Here is a 24,348-nt window from a genome sequence, read left to right on the forward strand (position 1 = left end):
AGCTGTCGGTGCCTGGGGACGGCAGCGGGCGCCCGGCGGCCCCTGACCAGAGGGGCTGCCGGGCGCCCGTGGGGACGCTCGGTGCTACGCCTGCGGCAGGCGGTCCAGCTGGGCCTGGATACGGGCGATGTCCTCGTCCGCCTTGGCCAGCCGGCCTCGGATCTTGTCCACGACGTTGTCCGGGGCCTTCGCGAGGAACGCCTCGTTGCCCAGTTTGGCCGTCGCCTGTGCCTTCTCCTTCTCGGCGGCGGCGAGGTCCTTGGCCAGGCGCTTGCGCTCGGCGGCGACGTCGATCGTGCCCGAGAGGTCGAGGGCGACGGTGGCGCCGGCGACCGGGAGGGTGGCGGTGGCAGCGAAGGCGTCGCCCTCCGGCTGGAGGCGCAGCAACTGGCGGATGGCGGCCTCGTGCGGGGCGAGGGCCGTGCCGTCCAGGGTGAGACGGGCCGGGACCCGCTGGCCGGGCTGCAGGCCCTGGTCGGCGCGGAAACGGCGGACCTCGGTGATGACGGACTGGAGGGTCTCGATCTCCTTCTCCGCCGTGTCGTCGCGGAAGCCGCTGTCGGCCGGCCAGTCGGCGATCACGACCGACTCGCCGCCGGTCAGCGTGGTCCACAGAGTGTCCGTGACGAACGGGACGACCGGGTGGAGCAGCTTCAGGGTGACGTCGAGGACCTCGCCGAGGACGCGCCGGGAGACCTCGGCGCCCCGGCCGCCCGCCTGGAAGGTGGTCTTGGACAGCTCGACGTACCAGTCGAAGACCTCGTCCCACGCGAAGTGGTAGAGGGAGTCCGACAGCTTGGCGAACTGGAAGTCGTCGTAGAACGCGTCGACTTCGGCGACCGTCTTGTTGAGACGGGAGAGGATCCAGCGGTCCGTCGCCGACATCTCGGCCGGGTCCGGGAGCGGGCCCTCGACGGTCGCGCCGTTCATCAGGGCGAACCGGGTCGCGTTCCAGATCTTGTTGGCGAAGTTCCGGGACGCCTGGACCCAGTCCTCGCCGATCGGCACGTCGGTGCCGGGGTTGGCGCCGCGGGCCAGGGTGAAGCGGACGGCGTCGGAGCCGTACTTGTCCATCCAGTCCAGCGGGTCGACGACGTTGCCGAAGGACTTCGACATCTTCTTGCCGCGTTCGTCACGGACCAGGCCGGTCAGCGCGATGGTTTTGAAGGGGACCTCGCCGTCCATGGCGTAGAGGCCGAACATCATCATCCGGGCGACCCAGAAGAAGATGATGTCGTGACCGGTCAGCAGGACGTCGGTCGGGTAGAACTTCCGCAGGTCCGCGGTCTGTTCGGGCCAGCCGAGGGTGGAGAAGGGCCACAGGCCGGAGGAGAACCAGGTGTCGAGGACGTCGGTGTCCTGGCGCCAGCCCTCACCGGTGGGCGGCTGCTCGTCGGGGCCGACGCAGACGACCTCGCCCGCCGGGCCGTACCAGACCGGGATGCGGTGGCCCCACCACAGCTGGCGCGAGATGCACCAGTCGTGCATGTTGTCGACCCAGTCGAAGTACCGCTTCGACATGTCCTCGGGGTGGATCCTCACCCGGCCGTCGCGGACCGCGTCACCGGCGGCCTTGGCGAGCGGGCCGACCTTGACCCACCACTGCATGGACAGCCGCGGCTCGATGGTGGTCCTGCAGCGCGAGCAGTGGCCGACGCTGTGGACGTAGGGCCGCTTCTCGGCGACGATCCGGCCCTGCGAGCGCAGCGCCGCGACGATCGCGGAGCGCGCCTCGAACCGGTCCAGGCCCTGGAAGGGGCCGTGGACGGTGATGACCGCCCGCTCGTCCATCACGGTGATGGACTCCAGGTCGTGGCGCTGGCCGATCGCGAAGTCGTTCGGGTCGTGGGCCGGGGTGACCTTGACGGCGCCCGTGCCGAACTCCGGGTCGACGTGGGTGTCCGCGACGACGGGGATGGTGCGGTCGGTCAGCGGCAGCTTGATGCGCTTGCCGACCAGGTGCCGGTACCGCTCGTCGTCGGGGTGGACGGCGACCGCCGTGTCACCGAGCATCGTCTCCGCACGGGTGGTGGCGACGACCAGCGTCTCCTCCCCCTCGCCGTACTTGATGGAGACCAGCTCGCCGTCGTCCTCCTGGTACTCCACCTCGATGTCCGAGATGGCCGTCAGGCAGCGCGGGCACCAGTTGATGATGCGCTCGGCGCGGTAGATCAGCTCGTCGTCGTAGAGCTTCTTGAAGATGGTCTGGACGGCCTTGGACAGGCCCTCGTCCATGGTGAAGCGCTCGCGGTCCCAGTCGACGCCGTCGCCGAGCCGGCGCATCTGGCCGAGGATCCTGCCGCCGTACTCCTCCTTCCACTGCCAGACCCGCTCGACGAACTCCTCGCGGCCCAGGTCCTGGCGGGACTTGCCCTCCTCGGCGAGCTGCTGCTCGACCTTGTTCTGGGTGGCGATGCCGGCGTGGTCCATGCCGGGCAGCCACAGCGCCTCGAAGCCCTGCATGCGCTTGCGGCGGGTCAGCGCGTCCATCAGCGTGTGCTGGAAGGCGTGGCCCAGGTGCAGCGAGCCGGTGACGTTCGGCGGGGGGATGACGATGGTGTACGCGGGCTTGTCGCTCTTGGCGTCGGCCGCGAAGTAACCGCGCTCTACCCAGCGCTCGTACAGCGGCCCCTCTACGTCGGCCGGCGCGTACTGGGTCGGCAGTTCGGTGCTGGGCGCTGTGGGCTGCTGATGAGCGTTCTCGGTCACGGGGCTCAGTTTAGAGGTGTCCCGGGGCAGTCCCGAAACGCGTTTGTTCTTTGGCGTCCTCCCAGCAGTGACCTGCCGGGATTCCTTGTAGCTCTTGGCATCCGACGAAGGCTGGGTCGCCGTGGACGAAGGGTTCAGGGGTTCACGCGTGCGCCCGATGCAGGTACGGGGCGTGGCAGCCGGGCATGGCCGGTGCGTGCTGTTCACCGCACTCGAGCGATACGACTATCGCACGGCATCCGCGAAAACATTGGATCGGATCCGCACCACGTGGCATCCATCAACACACACCAGCCGAGCGGGCTCAGTCGGTACGCCGGACATCCGAGAAGCCTCCCGACAAGTACAGTATGCAATTGTCAGGCTCACGCAAATTGCACTGGAGGACCATTGCGCCGCCGAACAACCGTTGCCATTGCCACTGCAGCAGCCGCGTTCGCGATACCGCTGTCTTCGGCTTCCGCCTCAGCCACAACTCAGGTACCCTGCCAGGCGTTCATCAACTTCACAGTCAGAGCCACCGGTTACATGAGCTTTGACTGGCGGGACGGGTACTCAATGAGCAACGTCGACCTTGTAGTCTCTGACACCAACGCCGACGGACACTCCGTGGGAGTGCGCCTACGTACCCAAAGGTTCGATGGCACCGTGCACAACTGGACTTGGCACAGGAACTACGACGGGAATGGCACCACCAGAGGGTTCCTCTCGTCCGCGCTTGACGACAACGGCATAGCAAAGGCTGGCGTGGAAGTCGGCGTGTTCGAGGGAAGCGACCTCCTCGCTTCCTGTACCACCGGCATGAGCACTAACCCTTTCGCGTAACCCACACTTGACCAATTGACGCGCTGCGCAAGCGTCGCCGACGCGACTTAGTGAGCCAGAGGACCCCGGCCGGTCGGCCGGGGTCCTCTGGCTCACGGCTACGCCGACTTCTGCTCGCCCGAGCCGCGGCCTCGCGCGTCGCGCGGGATCAGGGTCGGGTTGACGTTGGAGTGGACGACGTCGGCGGTGATGACGACACGGGCCACGTCCTTGCGGGAGGGCACCTCGTACATCACCGACATCAGGACCTCCTCCATGATGGCGCGCAGGCCGCGGGCGCCGGTCTGGCGGAGGATGGCCTGGTCGGCGATGGCCTCCAGGGCCTCACGCTCGAAGTCCAGCTCCACGCCGTCCAGTTCGAACAGGCGCTGGTACTGCTTGACGAGCGCGTTGCGCGGCTCGACCAGGATCTGGAGCAGGGCTTCCCGGTCGAGGTTGTGGACGCTCGTGATGACGGGCAGGCGGCCGATGAACTCGGGGATCATGCCGAACTTGACCAGGTCCTCGGGCATGACGTCCTCGAACTGGTCCTTGGCCTCCAGCTCGCGCTTGGAGCGGATGGTCGCGCCGAAGCCGATGCCCTTGGCGCCCGCCCGGGACTCGATGATCTTCTCCAGGCCGGCGAAGGCACCGCCCACGATGAACAGCACGTTCGTCGTGTCGATCTGGATGAACTCCTGGTGCGGGTGCTTGCGGCCGCCCTGCGGCGGGACCGAGGCCGTGGTGCCCTCGAGGATCTTCAGCAGCGCCTGCTGGACACCCTCGCCGGAGACGTCCCGGGTGATCGAGGGGTTTTCACTCTTCCGCGCGACCTTGTCGATCTCGTCGATGTAGATGATCCCGGTCTCGGCCTTCTTGACGTCGTAGTCGGCGGCCTGGATCAGCTTGAGGAGGATGTTCTCGACGTCCTCGCCCACGTAGCCCGCCTCCGTCAGCGCGGTCGCGTCGGCGATCGCGAACGGGACGTTCAGCATGCGGGCCAGGGTCTGCGCCAGCAGCGTCTTGCCGGAGCCCGTGGGGCCCAGCAGCAGGATGTTGGACTTCGCCAACTCGATGGCGTCGTCGCGGCCTTGGGCGCCGCCGTTCTCACCGGCCTGGACGCGCTTGTAGTGGTTGTACACCGCGACCGACAGGGCCTTCTTGGCGGCTTCCTGGCCGACCACGTAGCCCTCGAGGAACTCGTAGATCTCGCGGGGCTTGGGCAGTTCCTCCCAGCGCACCTCGCTCGTCTCGGCGAGCTCCTCCTCGATGATCTCGTTGCAGAGATCGATGCACTCGTCGCAGATGTACACACCGGGCCCTGCGATGAGCTTCTTGACCTGCTTCTGGCTCTTGCCGCAGAACGAGCACTTGAGCAGATCGCCGCCGTCACCGATGCGTGCCACGGTGTGCTTCCCCTTCGCCTGGGAGACGCCTGGACCCTTCCGAGTCCAGCGGCTCCTGGTGCTGCCTTATGTCGACGGTACCTTGCCGGGCCCCTCGTACGGGCCCCCCTTGGCACGGTTCACTTTGACGTGCACCTTGCCGAGCACGCGGTCAAACCGTGCCAAGGGCGGCAGAGAATACATCCTCTGTCAGCGGCCTCCGTCAGCGGACGGACGAGTTGTTCATCTTCCGGGTGGAGATGATCTGGTCCACGATGCCGTACTCCAGCGCTTCCTCGGCCGTGAGGATCTTGTCGCGCTCGATGTCCTCGCGGACCTTCTCGATCGGCCGGTTGGAGTGCTTGGCCAGCATGTCCTCCAGCTGCTCACGCATCCGCGTGAACTCGTTGGCGATGATCTCCAGGTCGGAGAGCTGGCCACGGCCGGTGGAACCGGCCGGCTGGTGGATCAGCACACGCGAGTTCGGCAGCGCCATGCGCTTGCCGGGCGTGCCGGCGGCCAGCAGGATGGCCGCGGCGGAGGCCGCCTGGCCCATGCAGACCGTCTGGATGTCGGGCTTCACGAACTGCATCGTGTCGTAGATCGCCGTGAGGGCGGTCATGTCGCCGCCCGGGCTGTTGATGTAGATCGAGATGTCCCGGTCGGGGTCCATCGACTCCAGGCACAGCAGCTGCGCCATGACGTCGTTGGCGGAGGCGTCGTCGATCTGGACGCCGAGGAAGATCACGCGCTCCTCGAAGAGCTTCGCGTACGGGTCGTACTCGCGGATGCCCTGGGAGGTGCGCTCCACGAAGCGCGGGATGACATAGCGGGCGTCGGGCCGGGGACCGTCGTAACGGGCGTCGGCGGCGCCGTGGAAGTTGCTCATGAGGGTGTTCACCGTCCTGGTGGCGTTCGGGGGGCTGGAGTCTCGGCGGAGCGTGGCGTGGCCGGGCTCAGGAGGCGCCGGTGCCGCCGCCTCCCGGAACACCGGAGGCATGCGTGATGATCTCGTCGATGAGACCGTACTCCTTGGCCTCCTCCGGGGTGAACCAGCGGTCGCGGTCGCCGTCGCGGATGATCGTCTCGACGGTCTGGCCGGAGTGCAGGGCGGTCAGCTCGGACATGGTCTTCTTGGTGCGCAGCAGGTACTGGGCCTGGATCTTGATGTCCGAGACCGTACCGCCCAGGCCGGCGGAGCCCTGGTGCATCATGATGTCCGTGTGCGGCAGGGCGAAGCGCTTGCCGGAGGTACCGCCGGTGAGCAGGAACTGGCCCATCGAGGCCGCCATGCCCATGCCGATGGTGACCACGTCGTTCGGGATGTACTGCATGGTGTCGTAGATCGCCATGCCGGCCGTCACCGAGCCGCCGGGGCTGTTGATGTAGAGGTAGATGTCCTTGTTGGGCTCGGCCGCAAGCAGCAGCAGCTGCGCGGTGATCTTGTTCGCGATGTCGTCGTCGACCTGCTGGCCCAGGAAGATGATCCGCTCGCCGAGCAGCCGGTTGTAGACCTGGTCGCCGAGGCCACCACCGAAGGAAGGCTCGCCGGCGGCGGAGGGCATCAGATTCGTCACGTATCCACCTGCTCGTCTTACGACGGCGCCGGGCCGTCTCACGTTTCCGTAGCCGGGGGCTTGGCTGCCCTCGTACTCATGGACCCTAACGCGATGGTCCCTTCGGGGAATCCCGGTAAGAGGGCTGTTCGCCGGGGGCGTAGCGGCAACGCCGGTGGGCCGATGGCTACGCGCCGTGGTTGCGTCGGTGCGTGGGCGCGTACGGGTGCGCCGTGGCTTGTCGCGCAGTTCCCCGCGCCCCTAAAGGGGCGCTACCCCTGGCGCGTATGACAAAGGGGCCCCCGGGACAGTGCCCAGGAGCCCCCTTGCACGCCGTTATGGGCGCCGTGGGGGTCAGCCCTCGGTCTTCTCCTCGGCAGCGTCGTCCGTGGCCTCGGTGGCGGCCTCAGGGGCCTCCGTCTCGTCCTCGTCCTCGTCGTCCAGGTCGACGATCTCGCCGTTGGTGTCCTTCACCGTGGCGGCCTCGACCACGACGGCCAGGGCCTTGCCGCGGGCGACCTCGCCGACCAGGAGCGGGACCTGGCCGCCCTCGACGACGGCCTGGGCGAACTGGTCGGGGGACATGCCGGAGGAGGCCGCGCGCCGCATGAGGTGCTCGGTGAGCTCCTCCTGGTTGACGTTGAGGTTCTCCTTCTTGACCAGCTCGTCGAGGACGAACTGGGTCTTGATGCCCTTGACCGCGGCCTCGCGGGTCTCGGTCTCGAACTCCTCGGCGGTCTTGCCCTGGATCTCCAGGTACTTCTCGAGGTCGAGACCCATCTGGCCGAGCTGGTGGTGCTCCAGGTTGTGCTTGCGGGTGTTGATCTCGTCCTCGAGGAGCTTCTCGGGGACGGGCACCTCGACGAGCTCCAGGAGCTTCTCGAGGACGCGCTCCTGGGCCTGGGTGGCCTGGTCGTACGTCTTCATGTTGGCGAGCCGCTTGCGGCTGTCGGCCTTCAGCTCGTCCAGGGTGTCGAACTCGGAGGCGAGCTGCGCGAACTCGTCGTCCAGCTCGGGCAGTTCACGCGCGGCGACCTGGGTGACCTTGACGGTGACCTCGGCCTCCTTGCCGGCCGCGGAGCCGCCCTTGAGCTCGGAGGCGAAGGTGGCCTCCTCGCCGGCCGACTTGCCCTTGACGGCGTCGTCGATGCCGTCCAGCAGCTCGCCGGAGCCGATGGTGTACGAGACGCCGTTCGCGATGCCGTCCTCCAGCACCTCGCCGTCGACCTTGGCCTCCAGGTCGATGGTGACGACGTCGCCGTCCTCGGCGGCGCGCTCGACCGGGGAGGTGGAGGCGAAGCGCTCACGGAGCTGCTCGACCGACTTCTCGACGTCCTCGTCGCTGACCTCGACGGCGTCGACCTCGACCTCGATGCCCGTGTAGTCCGGGATCTCCAGGGCGGGACGGACGTCGACCTCGGCGGTGAAGTTCAGCGTCTCGCCGTCCTTCAGCTCGGTGATGTCGACGTCGGGCTGGCCGAGCGGGCTGAGCTCGGCCTCGTTGACCGCCTCGGTGTAGAACTTCGGGAGCGCGTCGTTGACGGCCTCCTCGAGCACCGCACCGCGACCGAACCGCTGGTCGATGACCCGGGCCGGGATCTTGCCCTTGCGGAAGCCCTTCACCGTGACCTGCTGGTTGATCTTCTGGTACGCCGCGTCGAGGCTGTCCTTGAGCTCCTCGAAGGGCACCTCGACAGTGAGCCGAACCCGGGTCGGGTTCAGGGTCTCCACGGCGCTCTTCACGGTTCGGTCTCCTTGTGGCTGACTTCTTGGGTTCTGCCGGTGCCAGAGGGGCCCGGCGGAGTTTCGCCGCCCGGAGGAGTTCGTAGGCCGCCGTCTGGCGGGCCGGGACACACGGGCGCGCAGCTTGCATAGTAACCGCAGCCGCTCAGCGCCCCAAAAGGCGATCAAGACGGACGCCGTCAGGTGGTGGTCGGGGTGGCGGGATTTGAACCCACGGCCTTCCGCTCCCAAAGCGGACGCGCTACCAAGCTGCGCCACACCCCGTTTCCGTGCGACACGTAGGGTACATGCCCGGGCCGTCCGCGTCGGCCGCTTTGTTCACCCGCGCGGGGCCGGCATCCGCGCAGCCCGACACGTTGGCCCAGACGGCGGGCGACCCGCTACGATGCCTCATGTGCCGCGGTCACCGACCTGCGGCGCGTGCGTGCGGGCGTAGCTCAATGGTAGAGCCCTAGTCTTCCAAACTAGCTACGCGGGTTCGATTCCCGTCGCCCGCTCTGTACGGCTGAGGCCCAGGTGAGAGGTTTGATCCTCTCTTCCTGGGCCTTCGTCGTACCCAGGGAGCGCGCCGTCCCACGGGGTCAGAAGTTGATCGAGTTTATGGTCTGGGCCAGCGAGTCCAGGAAGCGCTGGATGGACGGGGCCATCCCGGTGGAGGCGAGGAAGAAGCCGAAGAGCACGGCGACGATGGCGGGGCCCGCCTTGATGCTCCCCCCTCTCATGAGCACCACCAGGACGATCGCCAACAGCAACACCACAGACAGTGAAATGGCCACAACTGATCACACCCTCGGTCGGTCCGCTCTCCCGGCCTAGGGGTACGGCCCCCGCACCCCCGCCAGATCCATCGTGCCACCAACCCGGCCGCACTATGCGGCTCGTGACACAACGTGGACAACCCGCCCCCCACCGACAACCCCCCGCACAGTAATTCGAGGGCCCATCCGGGCCTGGAGCCAAGGCAATTGACGACTTTGGTTTCGGTGTCCACACAACGTGCGCGCAGCTCATTCGAATTGTTGTCACAGGCACCACAAAACGGCTCCACATCCCGCCGTTATGCACCATTTAGTCGGGATGAACAAGGACATCACCGGCGGAAGTGCCGGATGGAACCGGATGAACGACGACGTCGACTTCCGTGAATCATCCGGTGATTCAGGGGTCGTCACGGGCCTTGTGCGGTATTCGCCTCGGCGGTTTTACGTAATCGCACAGGCGCCGCTAAGGTGCCTCAGATGTCCGACGCCGCCACGTCCCCCGGCCAGAACCGAACACCCCGTCCCCCGGCCCGACCGCCGGCCGACAGACCACGCGACGCGTTCTTCGACAACGCCAAGTACCTGGCGATCGCCCTGGTCGCGATGGGTCACTCCTGGGAGCCGCTGAAGGGCGACAGCCGCGTCCTGGAGGCGCTGTACTCCGTCGTCTACGCGTTCCACATGCCGGCGTTCATCATCATCTCCGGCTACTTCTCCCGTTCCTTCGACATGCGCCCGGACCGGCTGAAGCGGCTGGTCACCGGGGTCGTCGTGCCGTACGTCCTGTTCGAGACGGCCTACTCGCTCTTCGAACGGTCCGTCGGCGGCTCCCCCGGCCAGGACATCAGCCTGCTCGACCCCTGGTACCTGACCTGGTTCCTGTGCGCGTTGTTCGTCTGGCGGCTGACCACGCCGATCTGGAAGGCCGTCCGCCATCCGCTGCCGGTCGCGTTCGCCGTCGCGATGCTGGCGTCCGTGGCCCCGAGCATCGGCGACGACCTGGACCTCCAGCGGGTCCTGCAGTTCCTTCCCTACTTCGTGCTCGGCCTGTGCCTGCGGCCCGAGCACTTCCGGCTGGTACGGCGGTGGCCGGTGCGGATCGCCGCGCTGCCGGTGTTCGCCGGGGCGCTGGTGTTCTCCTGGTGGTCTGTGCCGCGCATGAACACCGGGTGGTTCTACCACCGTGACTCGGCGCAGGAGCTGGGGGCGCCGTGGTGGTGCGGGCCGGTGATGGTGCTCGCCCTGTTCGGCTGCTCGCTGCTGCTGACGGCCTGCTTCCTGTCCTGGGTGCCGGGCCGGCGGATGTGGTTCACGGCCCTGGGCGCGGGCACGCTGTACGGCTATCTGCTGCACGGGTTCGTCGTGAAGCTCGCCGTCTACGAGGGCTGGTTCGATCCCGGGTGGCTGCACCGGCCGCTCGGCGAGATCCTCGTCACGGCGCTCGCGGGGGCCGTGGTGACGCTGCTGTGCACCGGGCCCGTCCGGCGGGTGTTCCGGTTCGCCATGGAACCGAGGATGGACTGGGCGTTCCGGCGCGACGCGGTGGAACAGGCACGGGAGCGAGGGCGGGAGCGGGAGCGGCAGGCCCAGGAGCGCCGGGAGCCGGCCAACGCCTGACCGCGGACGCCACGACCGACCCAAGCCGCGACCGACCCTGGTCACGACCGACCCAAGCCACGGCGGGACCCTGGCCCCGGCTGACCTGGCCTCGGCTGACTCCGGCTACGACGGTGGACCGAGGAGGGCGCGCATCCGGGCGTACTTCTCGGTCAGCCGTTTCCGGGTGTCCTCGTCCAGGACGGCGAGCCGCCCCGGGTCGGCGTTGTGGGCGAGGTCGGCCTCCTTGACGAGCCGCGCGCCCGGGGTGCCGAGGATCCGGCGGGCGTACGACTCCGGCGGTTCGCCCGGGTGTCTGGTGAGGGCCAGCACGATGGCTTTCGTACGGTCGCTCAGCGGCGCGGCCGCCAGCCACTCGCCGGTCAGGGCGTGGTCCTCGACGGAGTCGTGCAGCCAGGCGGCGGCGAGCTGGTCGTCGTCCCCACCACGGGCCCGCACCCCTTCGGCGACGGCGGCGAGGTGCTCGGCGTAGGGCCGCCCCGCCTTGTCGGTCTGGCCGGCGTGGGCGGCCCGGGCGATCCTCTCGACCTCGGGGAGGGAGAGGCGCGGCGCGGTCACCTCGCCGCCTCCCGGCAGATCAGCAGCAGGGCCCGGTCGTCGTTCACGTCCTTGGCGACCGCCTCGATCAGGTGCCAGGCCGCGCCGTGGAAGCCGCCGGCCACATAGCGGTCCGCCTCGCCCGTCAGCCGGTCTATGCCCTCGACGATGTCCCGGTCCGACGTCTCCACCAGGCCGTCCGTGAAGAGCATCAGGACGTCCCCGGGGCGCAGGGAGCCCTTGACGGAGTCGAACTGCGCGCCGTCGTACACGCCGAGGAGCGGGCCCTCCGCGGCCTTCTCCTCCCAGCGGCCGCTGCCCGCGCTGAGCTGGAGGCCCGGCGGGTGGCCCGCGGAGTACAGCTCGTAGTCGCCGGAGTCGAGGTCGAGGACCAGGTGGATGGAGGTCGCGAAGCCCTCGTCCCAGTCCTGGCGCAGCAGGTAGCCGTTGGCGGCGGTGAGGAAGGCGTGCGGGGGCAGCGAGCCCAGCAGGCCGCCGAACGCCCCGGAGAGCAGGAGCGCCCGGGACGCGGCGTCCATGCCCTTGCCGGAGACGTCCGTGAGGACGACCTCCATGGTGCGGCCGTTGTTGGTACGGGCCGCGACCACGAAGTCCCCGGAGAAGGACTGTCCGCCGGCCGGCCGCAGCGCCATCTCGCGGTGCCAGCCCGGCGGCAGCTTCGGCAGCTTGCTCTGCACCCGGATGCGCTCGCGCAGGTCGAAGAGCATGGTGCCGCCGCGCCGCCAGGGCACGCCGACCCGGCTGCGGAACTGGGCGGTGAGCAGTCCGAAGAAACCGCAGGCGGCCACGACGAGCACGACGCCCGGGGTGACCCGGGACGGGCCCTCCGTGTACGGGCCCAGCCGTACCGACTCCACGATCAGGGCCGTCGCCGCCGCCGCGTACAGGCCGAGCAGGCTCGCCGGGCGCAGCAGCAGGCCGCCCGCGATGATCGGCAGGACCAGCGCGGCCGGGGAGAACCACACCGAGTTGGCGAGGGTCATGGCCGCGAGGACCGGGATGGTCAGGAGCAGTCCGGCCAGCGCGATCCAGTCGGAGCCGTCGCCGCGGAAGTAGTCCACGGCGCTTCTGCGCAGGCCGACGCGGGCCCGGTGCCACTGCATCTTCCACCGGGCCGTCAGCGTCTCGGCCTTCCCGCGCCGCTCTCCGTCTGCTGCCATCAGTTCGGGACCCTATCCATCGGACCAGCTGCTTGGCACGGGAGGTCCCACTTGTCCCCCGTCCGAGACTCAACTTCAGGTGCGACTTCACAGTGAACTTCACCGGAAGGCCTCCCGTCGCCGTCCGGGAGAAATTCGCTGGCTCGCCAGGTAACGCCCTGGTAGGCATGGAGCATGACGACCGAACGCCCGACCGAGGTGAAGGTGCTGCGCGCCGAGGAGTTCGACGGGTGGTGGGACCACCTGGTGCGGGCCTTCGGCGCCGGTCCGGCGTCGGCCGAGGAACGCGAGCTGGACCGGTCCCTCATCGAGCCCGAGCGGGCGCTCGCCGTCTGGGACGGCCCCCAACTCGTCGGTACGAGCGGGGCGTTCCGGTTCCGGATGACCGTGCCGGGCGGTGCCGTGCTGCCCACCGCGGGCGTCACCATGGTGAGCGTGTCCGCGACGCACCGGCGGCGCGGGGTGCTGACCTCGATGATGCGCCGCCAGCTGGACGACGTACGGGAGTGGGGCGAGCCGCTGGCCGCCCTCACCGCCTCCGAGCCGGCGATCTACGGCCGCTTCGGGTACGGCGCCGCGACCCACCAGCTGCTCGCCGAGATCGACACGGGCCGGGTCACGCTGGACGTGCCGGCCGGTACCGACGCGGTACGGCTGCGGTACGCCGGGCCGGCCGAGGTGCTCGACGCGTGCGAGGCCGTGTACGCGCGGACGGTGCCGCTGCGGCCCGGGATGCTGGCCCGGCAGCCCGGCTGGGAGCGGGTGGAGCTGCTGGACCCGGAGAGCGAGCGGGACGGCGCGTCGGCGTTGCAGTGCGTGGTCGCCGAGCGGGACGGCGAGGTCACCGGGTTCGCCCGGTTCCGTACGAAGATGGGCTGGGGAACCGGCGGGCACGACGGCACGGTGACGCTGGAGGACCTGGCCGCGCTCGACCCGGCGACGGACGCCGCGCTGTGGCGGTTCCTGTTCGGCATCGACCTGATGACGACGCTGGTGGTACGGCGGCGGCCGGTGGACGACGCCTGGCAGTACCTGGTCTCCGACATCCGGCGCTGCCGGACCCGGGTACGGGACGCGGCGTACGTGCGGCTCGTCGACGTCGGTGCGGCGCTCGCGGCGCGCACGTACCAGGCGCCGGTGGACGTGGTGCTGGAGGTGGACGACGCCTTCTGTCCCTGGAACAGCGGGCGTTGGCGGCTGACCGGGGACAGCAAGGGGGCGTCCTGCGAACGCACCACCGACACGGCCGAACTCGCGCTCTCCGTGAGGGAGCTGGGGGCGGCCTACCTGGGTGGCGTCTCGCTGCGGTCGCTGGCGCGGGCCGGCCGGGTGCGGGAGCTGCGGCCGGGGTCGCTGGCGGAGGCGTCGATGGCGTTCGGGTCACCGTCGGTACCCTGGCTGCCGCACGGGTTCTGACCGTTCCCGCCGACCGGGCCGGCTCCGGCCGGCGGGTCTGACGCGGGGTCGTCAGCGTTTCTGGCAGCGGGGGCACCAGAAGAGGTTGCGGGCGGCGAGGTCGGCGGTGCGGACCTCGGTGCCGCAGACGTGACAGGGCAGGGTGGCCCTGCGGTACACGTACACCTCGCCGCCGTGGTCGTCGACGCGCGGCGGCCGTCCCATCGCCTCCGGCATGTGCTCGGGGCGCACGGTGTCGATGCGGTTGTGGCGGACACCTTCGTGCATGAGGGCGACGAGGTCGCCCCAGACGGCGTCCCATTCCGCCGGGGTGATGTCCTTGCCGGCCCGGTAGGGGTCGATGCCGTGCCGGAACAGCACCTCGGCGCGGTAGACGTTGCCGACGCCCGCGATGACCTTCTGGTCCATGAGCAGCGCGGCGACCGTGCTCCGGCTGCGGGAGATCTTGCGGTACGCGACGGCCGGGTCGGCGTCGGCACGCAGCGGGTCCGGGCCGAGCCGGGCGTGCACGGCCGCCTTCTCCGCGTCGCCGATCAGCGCGCAGGTGGTGGGGCCGCGCAGGTCCACGTACGAGGTGGCGTCGGCGAGCCGCAGCCGGACGGTGTCGGTGGCCGGCGGCGCGGGGACGGCGCCGAAGCCGACCTTGCCGAAGAGGCCGAGGTGGATGTGGACCCAGTCGCTGTCGCGGAAGCCGAGGAAGAGGTGCTTGCCGTGGGCCTCGGTACGGGTGAGGTGGGCGCCGTCGATGAGGCTCGCGGAGTCGGAGAACTTGCCCTGCGGGCTGCTGGCGCGGACGGGGCCGGTGAGGCGGCCGTAGTCCAGCGCCAGTCGGTGGATCGTGTGCCCTTCTGGCACTGGCCGACATTCCTTTCCGCCCACCCACCCGACTCGGTCAGCTGAGAGGCGAGGTCGAGGGTCCGGTGGGTGGTGGCGGACCGGTGGGACGTTACGGCTGGGGGTGGTGCGGCGGGATCGGCGGAAGGTCGCCCGTCGTCTCGTACTCCGTCAGCATGTCGATGCGGCGGATGTGCCGGCCGTCCTCGGAGAACGGCGTGTTCAGGAACGTCTCGACGAACTTCGTCGCCTCGTCCTCCGAGTGCATGCGCGCGCCCACCGCGACGACGTTCGCGTTGTTGTGCTGCCGGCCGAGCGAGGCGGTCTCCTCGCTCCAGGCGAGGGCCGCGCGGACGCCCTTGACCTTGTTCGCGGCGATCTGCTCGCCGTTGCCGGAGCCGCCGATGACGATGCCGAGGGACGCCGGGTCCGCCGCCGTCCGCTCGGCCGCGCGGAGGCAGAAGGGCGGGTAGTCGTCCTGGGCGTCGTAGATGTGGGGGCCGCAGTCGACCGGGTCGTGGCCCGCCGCCTTCAGCCACTCGACGAGGTGGTTCTTGAGTTCGAAGCCCGCATGGTCGGAGCCGAGATACACGCGCATGGGACGAGTGTGACATGGCGGTGAACCCGCGGCAGTGCGGGGGCCGCCGCCCCGGACGGCCCGCGCCGGGCGGTCACAGCGGCGTGAAGCTCTCCTTCACCCGCTCGTACGTGCGCACCGCCTGGGCCTCGACGGCGGGCTGGTACCAGGTGTTGACCTGGTACGACTTCCCGCCGGCGTCGAAGCCCAGCAGCCGGGCGTGCCAGGGGGTGCCCCTGAGGGTGAAGGTGTACTCCCAGACCACCGCCGGGTGGCCGCGGAAGGTGGTCCGCGCCAGCCGGATCTTCGCGTAGTCGCGGCCCTGGTGGGCGCCGCGTTCGGAGGCGCTCCAGCTGTCCATGAGGTCGCCGCGGGCGAGCGAGGACTTGGCGACGAGTTCCTGGCCGCCGTCCGGGGAGGTGTAGTGCACCTCGGCGCCGGTCTTCACGTCCCGGCGCCAGCCGGCCGGGGGTGCCCAGGCGAAGCCGCCGGCTTCCTCGTGGGCGCCGGGCGGGAGGGTGCGGGGGCGGGCGGTGCCCGCCACGGTGGCGGAGGGGGCCGGGGTGGTGGCGGCGGAGGGGGCCGGGGTGGTGGCGGTCGCCTGGGGGGTGTTGTCGCGGTGCGTGGTGGTGAGGAGGACTGCGATGGTGGTCGCTGCGGCTGCGACTCCCAGTGCGGCGAGGAGGGTTGTGGGGCGGGGGGCTCTGCGGTGGTGGGTCGCCGCGGGTGCGTTGTGGCTGGTCGCGCAGTTCCCCGCGCCCCTTTCGGGGCGCTGCAGTCGCGGGGTTTCCGAGGGGGGCTCGGAGCACTCCGAGGCCGCCTCCGTCGACGTGCTGACCGACGGTGATGTCCGCGTCGGCTGCGGGCGTTCGTCCTCGGGGGGCCGTCGTAGTCCCGTCAGGTCCACGTAGGTCGGGGTCGGGTGTTCTCGGAGTGTGGTCGGAGCCGGGTGGGTCTCCGTCGGTGTCCAGGGTGGGTGGGCCACCGGGCGCAGGGCCTGTTCCACCTCCGTCAGGGACGGCCTGACCGTCGGTTCCTTCTCCAGGAGCGCCGCCAGCAGGTCGCGCAACGGCCCTGCGCCGGACGGGAGTTCTGGCTCCTCGTAGAGGACGGCGTGCAGGGTGGCCAGAGTGGTGTCGCGGGCGAAGGGGGAGCGGCCGGCGAGGGCCGCGCAGAGGGTCGCGCCGAGGGACCAGACGTCGGACGGCGGGCCCTGCGGCCGGCCGGCGATCCGCTCGGGTGCCATGTAGTCGGGGGACCCCACCAGCATGCCGACCATGGTGAGCGCCTTGGCGTCCTGGATCGCGGCGATGCCGAAGTCGGTGAGGACGACCCGGGCGCCGGCGTTCTCCACCAGGACGTTCCCGGGTTTGATGTCGCGGTGCAGCACTCCCCCGGCGTGCACCTGGCGCAGGGCCGCGACCAGGCCGAGGCCGATCCTGGCCGCCTCGCGGGGGCCGAGCGCGCCGTCCTCGGCCATGATGCGTTCCAGGGCCCGGCCGACCACCAACTCCATGACGATCCACAGGCGTTCGCCCTCGTCGACGACGTCGTAGACGCGTACGACGTTGGGGTGGTCGATCCGGGCGGTGGCGCGGGCCTCGCGCAGGGTGCGTTCGCGGCGGGTACGGGCGTCCTCCGCGTCGAGGCCGTCGATCCGCATCTCCTTGACGGCGACCTGCCGGTCCAGCACCTCGTCGGCGGCCCGCCACACCCGCCCCATGCCCCCCTGCCCGATGCTCTCGGCCAGCCGGTAGCGGCCGGTCACCAGCAGCCCCGGGACACCACCGCGCCCCGCGCCCACCGAATTCCCTGAATTCTCCGCGTTCCCTGAATTCTCCGTGTTCCCTGAGTCCCCTGAATTCTCCGGCAATTCGCCGCACCCCCTCAACGACCGCCTCCGCCGGCACACAATGGTCACACTTACGGCCGTACCAGCATAGTCCGGAGAAATCTTGTGGTACCTCTTCAAGTGACCGCGAATTCAGGCGCGGTCCAGGGGGCGCAAGGGGGACGAACATGAGTTCTCGTCGTATGGCCGTCGTCACGGGATCACTGGTCACGGCATCTTTCTCGGCCGTGGTGATCCTGTCGTGCACGGCCGTCGCCGACGACCAGGGACCGGCGAGCAGCAAGGGGGGAAAGGCGGTCGACCAGGCGCCGGCGGGTGTGAAACTGACGACCACGCTCCCCGAGAAGATCTCGGTGGACAACAGTTCGCAGAAAACGGCGCTGACCGCGACCGTGAAGAACGAGGGGACCAGCGAAAGCGGTGCCGTGAGGCTTCTGGTGGTCGGTTTCGGCGGTCTGAGGGTCAACGGCGTGCGGGGCTGTGACGCCGTCGCCGCGAAGGATCTGCCGGCCGGTTCGAACAGCGCGTTCAGCTGTCCGGTGGGCGCACTGGGCGCGGGCGGGACGAAGTCGTACGCGGTCGACGCCACGTTCGACCTCGGGAAGACCGGGAAGATCTGTCTGCCCGTGGGGACCGCGGACGGGACGAAGACGTACTGGCAGCAGGGACCGGTGCCGTTCGGTACGACGAACCCGTCACCGAACGCCCCGGCCACCCCGCTGCTGCTCGGCACCGACAACAAGCCGGTGGGGCCGGCCGGCGACCAGCTGCCAAAAACCGGTGCGGGGAGCGGGGTGCTGCCGCTCGGCGCGGCCGGGGCCGCGCTGCTCGCGGCCGGGGCGGCGGGGATGTGGTGGTCCCGGCGCCGGCCGCGGCAGGGGGTGTGACACCTGCCGTGACAGCGCGGCGGGGCCCGGGGGCGACTGTGCGCCCCGGGCCCCGCCGCGGTCGTACCGGGTCAGCGCTTGTCGGCCAGCTTCCACGCGGCGGGCAGCGCGCCCATCGCCAGGGCCGCCTTGACGGCGTCGCCGATCAGGAACGGGGTGAGACCGGCCGCGATCGCCGCGGACGCGGAGATACCGGCGGCGTACGCCAGGTACGGCACGCCGATCGCGTAGATGACCGCCTCGCCGAGCACCATCGTGCCCGCCATGCGCAGCACACCGCGGTCGGCGCCGCGCCGGGCCAGGGCACCCACGACGGCGGAGGCGAGGATCATGCCGAGGATGTAGCCGAAGGAGACGGAGAGACCGGAGGTGCCGCTCGCGAACCACGGCACACCCGCCAGACCGGCGGCCGCGTACAGGGCGAGCGCGGCCACACCGCGGCGGGCGCCCAGGCCGGTGCCGACGAGCAGGGCCGCGAAGGTCTGGCCGGTCACCGGGACCGGGGAGCCGGGAACCGGCACGGCGATCTGGGCGGCGAGGCCGGTCAGCGCGGCGCCGCCGACCACGAGGGCGGCGTCGCGCACCCGGGACGCGGGCAGGAGGTCGGCGAGGACGGTGCCGGTAGGGGCGGACGCGGCGGCGGTGCTCATGGGGACTCCGCGGGGTGAGGACGACGAAGGTCAGGACGGGACACCGTGACGCTATCCCGGCCCCGTCTGAGCCGAACACGTCAGCCGTCCACAAAGGCCGGAAGCGACGCTTGGTGGGCTCCCCACAAAGGATGCGGGTTACACGCGGTACAGGGTGACGCCGATCACTGAGGCAGCGATGTTTCAGTCACGTCAACGGCGTTGAACAGGGCTGTGGAGTTCCACCAATCGAACCCTAGTGGTCTGGTGGGATTCCGGTCTCCTGCCCTACGCTTCTGGACATGGCAGCCCAGTCCCGGAACCTCACGTCGCGTCGCTACGTCGACCTGCGACGGCAAGGGGCTGCCACCTGTCGCCGTCCGGCCTGAGGCCGCGGGCGGGAGACCGGTCCGGCGCGCCTCACCATCCGAGACGTGTCGGCCCCGTTCCCGAGGACGGTTTCCCATGCCCCGTACCGCGCTACCTCCGCCTGCCTCCCCGCCCCGCGACCGCCGGCGCACCAGCGCCAGTGTGGTGCTCCGGTCGGTGCTGGAGCACGGGCCGGTCGCCCGCTCCACCATCGCCCGGCTGACCGGGCTGTCCCCGGCCTCCGTCACCGACTACTGCGCCCGGTTCACCGAACTCGGCCTGATCCGGGAGACGCAGGCGCCGCAGAAGGCCAAGGGGGTGGGGCGGCCGCACGTCCCGGTCGACCTGGACGACTCCCGGTTCGTGGTCGGCGGGGTGCACGTGGCCGTGCCGTACACCACGGTCGCGCTGCTCGACCTGCGCGGCCGGGTCGTCGTACGGCGGGAGCTGAAGCACGCGGGCCGCACCGAGCCGCGGGCCCTGCTGGCGCGGGCCGCCGCCGGGCTGGCCGCGCTCCTGGACGAGGTGCCCGGCAGCCGGCCGCTGGGCGTCGGGGTCGCCGTCGGCGGCTGGGTGGACCGGGACACCGGGACCGTGGTCGAGCACCCGTTGCTGGGCTGGCGCGAGGTGCCGGTGCGCGAGCTGCTCGGCGCGGGCACCGGGCTGCCGGTCCATGTGGACGGGCACGCACGGGCGTTGGTCAACGGTGAGCGGCTGTTCGGGCGGGCCCGGGGCAGCCGCAGCGTGCTGCACCTGTTCGTCGGGAACGTGGTCGACGCGGCGTTCGCCACCGGTGACGAGGTGCACCACGGCCCGCGTTCCCAGGCGGGCACGATCGCCCATCTCCCGGTGCCGGGCGGCACCGAGCCGTGCGGCTGCGGGCGCACCGGCTGTCTCCAGGTGGAGCTCAGCGAACGGACGCTGGTGCGGCGGGCGCGGGCCGCCGGGGTCATCGACGGCGCCAACCCGATGGACGTCCTCGCGGCGGCGCGCCGCGGCGACCCGGTGGCGGTGCGGCTGCTGGTGGAGCGGGCGCGGCTGACCGGGCGGGCGGCGGCGCTGCTGCTCGACGTCCTGAACCCGGAGAGCGTGGTCGTCACGGAGGTGGGCGCGCTGTACCGGGAGGACTGCCTGGCCGCGCTGCGGGAGGCGGTCGGGCCGCAGCGGGCGCCCGTGGCGCCGACCAGCTTCGGGGACGGCGTGCTGGCGGTCGCGGGCGGTTCGGTGGTCCTCGACGTGCTGTACCGGGACCCGTTGAGCGCGTCACCAGAGCTTATTTAATTCAGAAACTCGGAATATTGACAGTCGTCGCGTACGACAAGGACCATCTTTCCCATGACCTGTCGCACTCTTTGTTGCTGACGTCTTGGCGCGCCCAAGGCGCGCGTTTCCCCGCGTGAGATCCCTGTTTCCGGCCCACCGTCGCCGGTAATTCATGCTGCCTCTCCGCCGCATCTCCGCTGATTTTCCGCCGCTTTCCCCTCCCGGAGTACTCCCATGTCTTCTGCCTCCCCTTCCGGCATCGACCGCCGGGTCTTCCTCACCTCACTGCTCGGCGCCTCGGCGGCCGTGGCCGGGCTGAGCGGCTGCGCGGGCGGCAGTGCCGCAGCCGACACCGCGGGCGCGTCCACCGCACCGCTGGCCGCCAAGGTGCCGTCCGGCACCAGTCTGAAGATCGCCTCCTATCTGGGCCAGCAGCAGTTGCAGTTCAAACTGGCGAAGCTGCCCAAGCTGCCTTTCACCGTGTCGAGCTGGCTGAACATCGGGGCCGGCCCGGATGTCATCAACGCGTTCCGCGCCAAGTCCCTGGACCTCGCGAACAACGCGGGTATTCCGCCGATCCAGGCGCAGTTCCAGGGTTTCGCGGCGAAGATCGTGGCGATCAACATCACGCGTAAGCCGAACTACCTGTTCGCCACGAAGCCCGGCAGCGACATCCACTCGGTCGCCGAATTCAAGGGCAAGAAGCTCGCGTTCTCCCAGGGGCAGGCCCAGGGCGTCGTACTCCTGCGGGCGCTGAAGAAGGCGGGGCTCTCCTACGACGACGTGAAGCTGGTGCAGCTGACCAGCAACCAGTTCCTCACCGCCCTGCAGTCCGGGCAGGTGGACGTGGCCCCGCTGGCCAACACCCAGGTGCCGGCGTACCTCCAGCAGTACGGCGCCAAGGGTGCCCACACGATCAAGACCGACGTCGTCGACCTGCTCAACCTGCTGTGGGCGCCGCAGTCGGTGCTCAACGACCGGGCGAAGGCGGCCGCGATCGCCGCGTACATCCCCGAGTGGGCCAAGGGTCTGGTCTGGCAGTGGGAGAACCCGGACGTCTGGAACGAGGAGTTCTACGTCAAGACCCAGAACCTGACCCTCGCCCAGGCCCAGGGCATCACCAAGCTCGCCAACAAGCCGCTGTTCCCACCGAGCTGGGACGAGGCGGTCAAGTGGGAGCAGGAGACCGCCGACCTGCTGGCGGAGGGCGGCTTCGTCAAGAAGACCGACGTCACCTCGCTCTTCGACCACCGCTTCGAGGGCATCGCCGCGAAGGCCGTACCGGAGGAGTACCGCAAATGACCGCCGCGACCAGCACGACCACCTCGGCCACCCCGGCCACCCAGGCCACCCCGGCCGCCTCGGCCGCCTCGGACACCGGCACCGCGCCGGACGCCGTCGCCGAGAAGACCCGCCGGGTCCGCCCGCGCCGCCGGCTCTCCCCCGGCAAACGCCTGCCCGCAGCCCGGCTCGCCGGACCCCTGGTGTTCCTCGCCGCGTGGGCGATCGCCTCCGCCGCCGGACAGCTCGACCCGAACGCGATCCCGGCGCCGTGGACCGTCCTGGACACCGCCGTCCACCTGTGGACCGGCGGGACGCTGCGCACCGACATCCTGACCTCGGTGGAGCGGGCCGCGTACGGCTTCGCGATCGGACTGACCGCCGGGGTGCTGCTGGCCCTGGTCTCCGGGCTCACCCGGACCGGCGAGGCGCTGATCGACGGGACCGTGCAGATCAACCGGGCGATCCCCACCCTCGGCCTGATCCCGCTGTTCATCCTCTGGCTGGGCATCGGCGAGACCTTCAAGGTCGCCATCATCGCGATCGTCGTCTACATCCCGGTCTACCTGAACACCCACGCCGCGCTGTCCGCCATCGACAGCCGGTACGTCGAACTCGCCGAGGTACTGGACCTCTCGAAGCTCCAGTTCATCCGGCAGATCGTGATCCCCGGCGCGCTGCCCGGATTCTTCGTGGGACTCCGGCTCGGCGTCACCGGCTCCTGGCTGGGCCTGGTCGTGCTGGAGCAGATCAACGCCACCAGCGGCCTCGGCTACATGATGTTCCAGGCCCAGAACTACGGGCGCAGCGACATCATCCTCGTCGGCCTGCTGATCTACGGCGTCTTCGGCCTCGTCACCGACACCGTGGTCCGCGTCATCGAACGGAGGGTGCTGTCATGGCGCCGCACACTGAGCAGCTGACCCGTCCCACCGTCCGGCTCCGGGGTCTGACCCGGTCGTTCGGCGGCCGGACCGTCCTCGACGGGATCGACCTGGACCTGCCGGCCGGGCAGTTCACCGCCCTGCTGGGGCACAGCGGCTCCGGCAAGAGCACCCTGCTGCGGGCGGTCGCCGGCCTCGACCAGGGGGTCGCCGGCAGCGGGGAACTGAGCGCCCCGGAGCGGGTGTCGGTGGTCTTCCAGGACTCCCGGCTGCTGCCCTGGCGCCGGGTCCTGGAGAACGTGGTCCTCGGGCTGGACGGCAAGGACGCCTACGACCGGGGACGGGCCGCCCTCGAAGAGGTCGGCCTCGGCGGACGGGAACGGGCCTGGCCGGGCGAGCTGTCCGGCGGTGAGGCGCAGCGCGCGGCACTCGCCCGCTCCCTGGTCCGGGAGCCCGAACTGCTGCTCGCCGACGAGCCGTTCGGCGCGCTGGACGCGCTCACCCGGATCAAGATGCACCACCTGCTGCGGGAGCTGTGGAAACGGCACCGCCCGTCGGTGCTGCTCGTCACCCACGACGTCGACGAGGCGATCGTCCTGGCCGACCGCGTCCTGGTCCTGGAACAGGGCCGGGTCGGCGTGGACCTGACCATCGACCACACCCACTCCCGGGACGAGTACCGCACCCAACTGCTCGCCGCCCTCGGTGTCACGGAGGACCCCGCATGACCCGCACGCTCCATCTCAACGCCTTCCTCATGAACACCGGGCACCACGAGGCCTCCTGGCGGCTGCCGGAGAGCGACCCCCACGCGCACGTCGACCTCGCGCACTACGTGCGGCTGGCCCGGGCCGCCGAGCGCGGCACCTTCGACTCGCTCTTCCTCGCCGACGGCCCGCACCTGTGGGGCAGCGTCGCCCAGCGGCCCGCCGGGGCCCTGGAACCACTCACCCTGCTCACCGCGCTGGCGACCGCCACCGAGCACATCGGGCTGATCGCCACCGCCTCCACGTCCTACAACTCCCCCTACAACCTGGCCCGGAAGTTCGCCTCCCTCGACATCATCAGCGGCGGCCGGGCGGGCTGGAACATCGTGACCACGGCGGGCGCGGAGGCGGCCCGCAACTTCGGCATCACCGAGGAGCCTGCGCACGCCGAACGGTACGCGCGGGCCGCCGAGTTCCTCGACGTGGCGCTGAAGCTCTGGGACAGCTGGGAGGACGACGCGATCGTCGCCGACAAGGCGTCCGGGGTCTGGGGTGACGACACGAAGATCCATCCGCCCCGGCACCAGGGTCCGTACTTCAGTGTCGAGGGCGCTCTCAACGTGCCGCGTTCCCCGCAGGGTTACCCGCTGCTCGTGCAGGCCGGCTCAAGCGAGGACGGCAGGGCGTTCGCGGCCCGGTACGCGGAGGCGGTGTTCACCGCGCAGCAGACCATCGAGGACGCCCGTGCCTTCTACGCCGACCTCAAGGCGCGTACGGCCGCGGCCGGCCGCGACCCCGACCACATCAAGGTGCTGCCCGGCATCGTCCCCGTGATCGGCTCGACGGAGGCCGAGGCGCGCGCCCTCGAACAGCTCCTGGAGGACCACATCGTGCACCGGCACGGGGTGGCCAACCTGGAGCGGCTGCTGCATCTGCCCGCCGGGACCCTGGAGCTGGACCGGCAGCTGCCCGCCGAGCTGCCGCCCGAGGACGCCATCGAGGGCGCCAAGAGCCGTTACACCCTGGTCGTCGAACTGGCCCGGCGCGAGCGGCTCACCGTCCGGCAGCTGATCGGGCGGCTCGGCGGCGGCCGCGGTCATCTCACCTTCGCCGGGACGCCCGAGCAGGTCGCCGACGCGATCGAGACCTGGTTCACCCAGGGCGCCGCGGACGGCTTCAACATCATGCCGCCGGTCCTGCCCTCCGGTCTGGACGCCTTCGTCGACCACGTCGTGCCGGTCCTGCGGGAGCGCGGCCTGCTGCGCACCGCATACGGCCCGCGCCGCACCCTGCGGGAGCGCTACGGCCTGCCGCGCCCCGCCAACCAGCACACCACCAGCCCCGCGCTCGTCTGAA

The 24,348-nt window shown here is 70.4% G+C and carries 21 protein-coding genes and 2 tRNA genes; 10 read left to right on the forward strand and 13 right to left on the reverse strand.

The features are described 5' to 3' along the window. Positions 1–84 precede the first annotated feature (84 nt). Entirely contained in the window at positions 85–2,709 is a 2,625-nt protein-coding gene (locus tag MB828_RS12810) for a valine--tRNA ligase (protein WP_301648242.1), read from the reverse strand. Positions 2,710–3,267: 558 nt separating this feature from the next. Here MB828_RS12810 and MB828_RS12815 point away from each other — a divergent pair. Beyond that, the gene (locus MB828_RS12815) at positions 3,268–3,534 is read left to right on the forward strand and encodes a hypothetical protein (protein ID WP_301648243.1); all 267 of its coding nucleotides are present in this window, start codon (positions 3,268–3,270) and stop codon (positions 3,532–3,534) included. A gap of 98 nt (positions 3,535–3,632) precedes the next feature. Here MB828_RS12815 and clpX read toward each other — a convergent pair whose 3' ends face one another. The 5 genes from clpX to MB828_RS12840 all read right to left on the reverse strand — a co-directional run bounded on the left by clpX (position 3,633) and on the right by MB828_RS12840 (position 8,461). Further along, positions 3,633–4,919, reverse strand: a complete 1,287-nt coding sequence (gene clpX, locus MB828_RS12820; RefSeq protein WP_301648244.1) for an ATP-dependent Clp protease ATP-binding subunit ClpX — start codon at positions 4,917–4,919, stop codon at positions 3,633–3,635. A gap of 202 nt (positions 4,920–5,121) precedes the next feature. Next, positions 5,122–5,787: an ATP-dependent Clp protease proteolytic subunit gene (locus MB828_RS12825; RefSeq protein WP_133021915.1), complete on the reverse strand. Its 666-nt coding sequence runs from the start codon at positions 5,785–5,787 to the stop codon at positions 5,122–5,124. 67 nt (positions 5,788–5,854) lie between these two features. After that, positions 5,855–6,463, reverse strand: coding sequence for an ATP-dependent Clp protease proteolytic subunit (locus MB828_RS12830; protein ID WP_133022347.1), 609 nt, complete (start codon positions 6,461–6,463; stop codon positions 5,855–5,857). 345 nt (positions 6,464–6,808) lie between these two features. Then, complete coding sequence (gene tig / locus MB828_RS12835; protein WP_301648245.1) at positions 6,809–8,197, reverse strand: trigger factor; 1,389 nt, start codon at positions 8,195–8,197, stop codon at positions 6,809–6,811. A gap of 187 nt (positions 8,198–8,384) precedes the next feature. Beyond that, positions 8,385–8,461: transfer RNA gene (locus MB828_RS12840), tRNA-Pro, on the reverse strand. 162 nt (positions 8,462–8,623) lie between these two features. Here MB828_RS12840 and MB828_RS12845 point away from each other — a divergent pair. Then, a tRNA-Gly gene (locus MB828_RS12845) sits at positions 8,624–8,694 on the forward strand. 84 nt (positions 8,695–8,778) lie between these two features. On the opposite strand, the gene MB828_RS12850 is transcribed toward MB828_RS12845, so the two are convergent. Continuing rightward, the gene (locus MB828_RS12850; protein WP_046734331.1) at positions 8,779–8,973 is read right to left on the reverse strand and encodes a hypothetical protein; all 195 of its coding nucleotides are present in this window, start codon (positions 8,971–8,973) and stop codon (positions 8,779–8,781) included. Positions 8,974–9,435: 462 nt separating this feature from the next. On the opposite strand from MB828_RS12850, the gene MB828_RS12855 reads away from it, so the two are divergent. After that, positions 9,436–10,575: an acyltransferase family protein gene (locus tag MB828_RS12855; protein WP_301648246.1), complete on the forward strand. Its 1,140-nt coding sequence runs from the start codon at positions 9,436–9,438 to the stop codon at positions 10,573–10,575. Between the two features lie 105 nt (positions 10,576–10,680). On the opposite strand, the gene MB828_RS12860 is transcribed toward MB828_RS12855, so the two are convergent. Together MB828_RS12860 and MB828_RS12865 are read right to left on the reverse strand one after the other, a co-directional pair. Then, positions 10,681–11,133, reverse strand: a complete 453-nt coding sequence (locus MB828_RS12860) for an HD domain-containing protein (RefSeq protein WP_301648247.1) — start codon at positions 11,131–11,133, stop codon at positions 10,681–10,683. Continuing rightward, positions 11,130–12,293, reverse strand: coding sequence for a PP2C family protein-serine/threonine phosphatase (locus tag MB828_RS12865; protein ID WP_133021913.1), 1,164 nt, complete (start codon positions 12,291–12,293; stop codon positions 11,130–11,132). The genes MB828_RS12860 and MB828_RS12865 overlap by 4 nt, the downstream gene beginning before the upstream one ends. 174 nt (positions 12,294–12,467) lie before the next feature. On the opposite strand from MB828_RS12865, the gene MB828_RS12870 reads away from it, so the two are divergent. After that, positions 12,468–13,709 carry a GNAT family N-acetyltransferase gene (locus MB828_RS12870; protein ID WP_301648248.1) on the forward strand — a complete coding sequence of 414 codons (1,242 nt, stop codon included), beginning with the start codon at positions 12,468–12,470 and terminating at the stop codon, positions 13,707–13,709. 51 nt (positions 13,710–13,760) lie between these two features. Here the strand turns inward: MB828_RS12870 and MB828_RS12875 are convergent, their stop codons facing one another. The 3 genes from MB828_RS12875 to MB828_RS12885 form a co-directional block, all read right to left on the reverse strand. Continuing rightward, positions 13,761–14,564 carry an Fpg/Nei family DNA glycosylase gene (locus MB828_RS12875; RefSeq protein WP_301648249.1) on the reverse strand — a complete coding sequence of 268 codons (804 nt, stop codon included), beginning with the start codon at positions 14,562–14,564 and terminating at the stop codon, positions 13,761–13,763. Between the two features lie 91 nt (positions 14,565–14,655). Further along, on the reverse strand, positions 14,656–15,141 hold the full coding sequence (locus MB828_RS12880) for a ribose-5-phosphate isomerase (RefSeq protein ID WP_133021910.1): 486 nt from the start codon (positions 15,139–15,141) through the stop codon (positions 14,656–14,658). Positions 15,142–15,214: 73 nt separating this feature from the next. Further along, on the reverse strand, positions 15,215–16,843 hold the full coding sequence (locus MB828_RS12885) for a protein kinase domain-containing protein (RefSeq protein ID WP_430381368.1): 1,629 nt from the start codon (positions 16,841–16,843) through the stop codon (positions 15,215–15,217). A 296-nt stretch (positions 16,844–17,139) separates the two neighbouring features. Here MB828_RS12885 and MB828_RS12890 point away from each other — a divergent pair, with 296 nt between their 5' ends. Next, on the forward strand, positions 17,140–17,859 hold the full coding sequence (locus MB828_RS12890; RefSeq protein WP_301648250.1) for an LPXTG cell wall anchor domain-containing protein: 720 nt from the start codon (positions 17,140–17,142) through the stop codon (positions 17,857–17,859). A gap of 71 nt (positions 17,860–17,930) precedes the next feature. Here MB828_RS12890 and MB828_RS12895 read toward each other — a convergent pair whose 3' ends face one another. Beyond that, complete coding sequence (locus MB828_RS12895; RefSeq protein WP_133021908.1) at positions 17,931–18,509, reverse strand: biotin transporter BioY; 579 nt, start codon at positions 18,507–18,509, stop codon at positions 17,931–17,933. Between the two features lie 444 nt (positions 18,510–18,953). Between MB828_RS12895 and MB828_RS12900 the strand changes: the two genes are divergently transcribed. The 5 genes from MB828_RS12900 to MB828_RS12920 all read left to right on the forward strand — a co-directional run bounded on the left by MB828_RS12900 (position 18,954) and on the right by MB828_RS12920 (position 24,347). Continuing rightward, positions 18,954–20,138 carry an ROK family transcriptional regulator gene (locus MB828_RS12900; protein WP_301648251.1) on the forward strand — a complete coding sequence of 395 codons (1,185 nt, stop codon included), beginning with the start codon at positions 18,954–18,956 and terminating at the stop codon, positions 20,136–20,138. A gap of 216 nt (positions 20,139–20,354) precedes the next feature. After that, a complete protein-coding gene (locus MB828_RS12905) occupies positions 20,355–21,422 on the forward strand; it encodes an ABC transporter substrate-binding protein (protein ID WP_301648252.1) in 1,068 nt (355 codons plus the stop codon). Continuing rightward, the gene (locus MB828_RS12910; RefSeq protein ID WP_301648253.1) at positions 21,419–22,324 is read left to right on the forward strand and encodes an ABC transporter permease; all 906 of its coding nucleotides are present in this window, start codon (positions 21,419–21,421) and stop codon (positions 22,322–22,324) included. The genes MB828_RS12905 and MB828_RS12910 overlap by 4 nt, the downstream gene beginning before the upstream one ends. Next, positions 22,300–23,013, forward strand: coding sequence for an ABC transporter ATP-binding protein (locus tag MB828_RS12915; protein ID WP_301648254.1), 714 nt, complete (start codon positions 22,300–22,302; stop codon positions 23,011–23,013). Before MB828_RS12910 ends, MB828_RS12915 begins: the two co-directional genes overlap by 25 nt. Beyond that, complete coding sequence (locus MB828_RS12920) at positions 23,010–24,347, forward strand: LLM class flavin-dependent oxidoreductase (protein WP_301648255.1); 1,338 nt, start codon at positions 23,010–23,012, stop codon at positions 24,345–24,347. The genes MB828_RS12915 and MB828_RS12920 overlap by 4 nt, the downstream gene beginning before the upstream one ends. The last annotated feature ends 1 nt before the right edge of the window (position 24,348 follow it).

This window comes from Streptomyces arenae, from assembly GCF_022343545.1.
In the GTDB taxonomy this organism is placed as follows: domain Bacteria; phylum Actinomycetota; class Actinomycetes; order Streptomycetales; family Streptomycetaceae; genus Streptomyces; species Streptomyces humi.

Bases quoted from the DNA above. Each gene is read 5' to 3' on its own strand.
- MB828_RS12905 (WP_301648252.1), top strand. From the start codon at position 20,355: ATGTCTTCTGCCTCCCCTTCCGGCATCGACCGCCGGGTCTTCCTCACC.
- MB828_RS12910 (WP_301648253.1), top strand. From the start codon at position 21,419: ATGACCGCCGCGACCAGCACGACCACCTCGGCCACCCCGGCCACCCAG.
- MB828_RS12830 (WP_133022347.1), bottom strand. From the start codon at position 6,463: ATGCCCTCCGCCGCCGGCGAGCCTTCCTTCGGTGGTGGCCTCGGCGAC.
- MB828_RS12825 (WP_133021915.1), bottom strand. From the start codon at position 5,787: ATGAGCAACTTCCACGGCGCCGCCGACGCCCGTTACGACGGTCCCCGG.
- MB828_RS12895 (WP_133021908.1), bottom strand. From the start codon at position 18,509: ATGAGCACCGCCGCCGCGTCCGCCCCTACCGGCACCGTCCTCGCCGAC.
- MB828_RS12920 (WP_301648255.1), top strand. From the start codon at position 23,010: ATGACCCGCACGCTCCATCTCAACGCCTTCCTCATGAACACCGGGCAC.
- MB828_RS12855 (WP_301648246.1), top strand. From the start codon at position 9,436: ATGTCCGACGCCGCCACGTCCCCCGGCCAGAACCGAACACCCCGTCCC.
- MB828_RS12885 (WP_430381368.1), bottom strand. From the start codon at position 16,843: ATGGGGCGGGTGTGGCGGGCCGCCGACGAGGTGCTGGACCGGCAGGTC.
- MB828_RS12915 (WP_301648254.1), top strand. From the start codon at position 22,300: ATGGCGCCGCACACTGAGCAGCTGACCCGTCCCACCGTCCGGCTCCGG.
- MB828_RS12815 (WP_301648243.1), top strand. From the start codon at position 3,268: ATGAGCAACGTCGACCTTGTAGTCTCTGACACCAACGCCGACGGACAC.
- MB828_RS12900 (WP_301648251.1), top strand. From the start codon at position 18,954: ATGCCCCGTACCGCGCTACCTCCGCCTGCCTCCCCGCCCCGCGACCGC.
- MB828_RS12890 (WP_301648250.1), top strand. From the start codon at position 17,140: ATGAGTTCTCGTCGTATGGCCGTCGTCACGGGATCACTGGTCACGGCA.
- MB828_RS12880 (WP_133021910.1), bottom strand. From the start codon at position 15,141: ATGCGCGTGTATCTCGGCTCCGACCATGCGGGCTTCGAACTCAAGAAC.
- MB828_RS12870 (WP_301648248.1), top strand. From the start codon at position 12,468: ATGACGACCGAACGCCCGACCGAGGTGAAGGTGCTGCGCGCCGAGGAG.
- MB828_RS12865 (WP_133021913.1), bottom strand. From the start codon at position 12,293: ATGGCAGCAGACGGAGAGCGGCGCGGGAAGGCCGAGACGCTGACGGCC.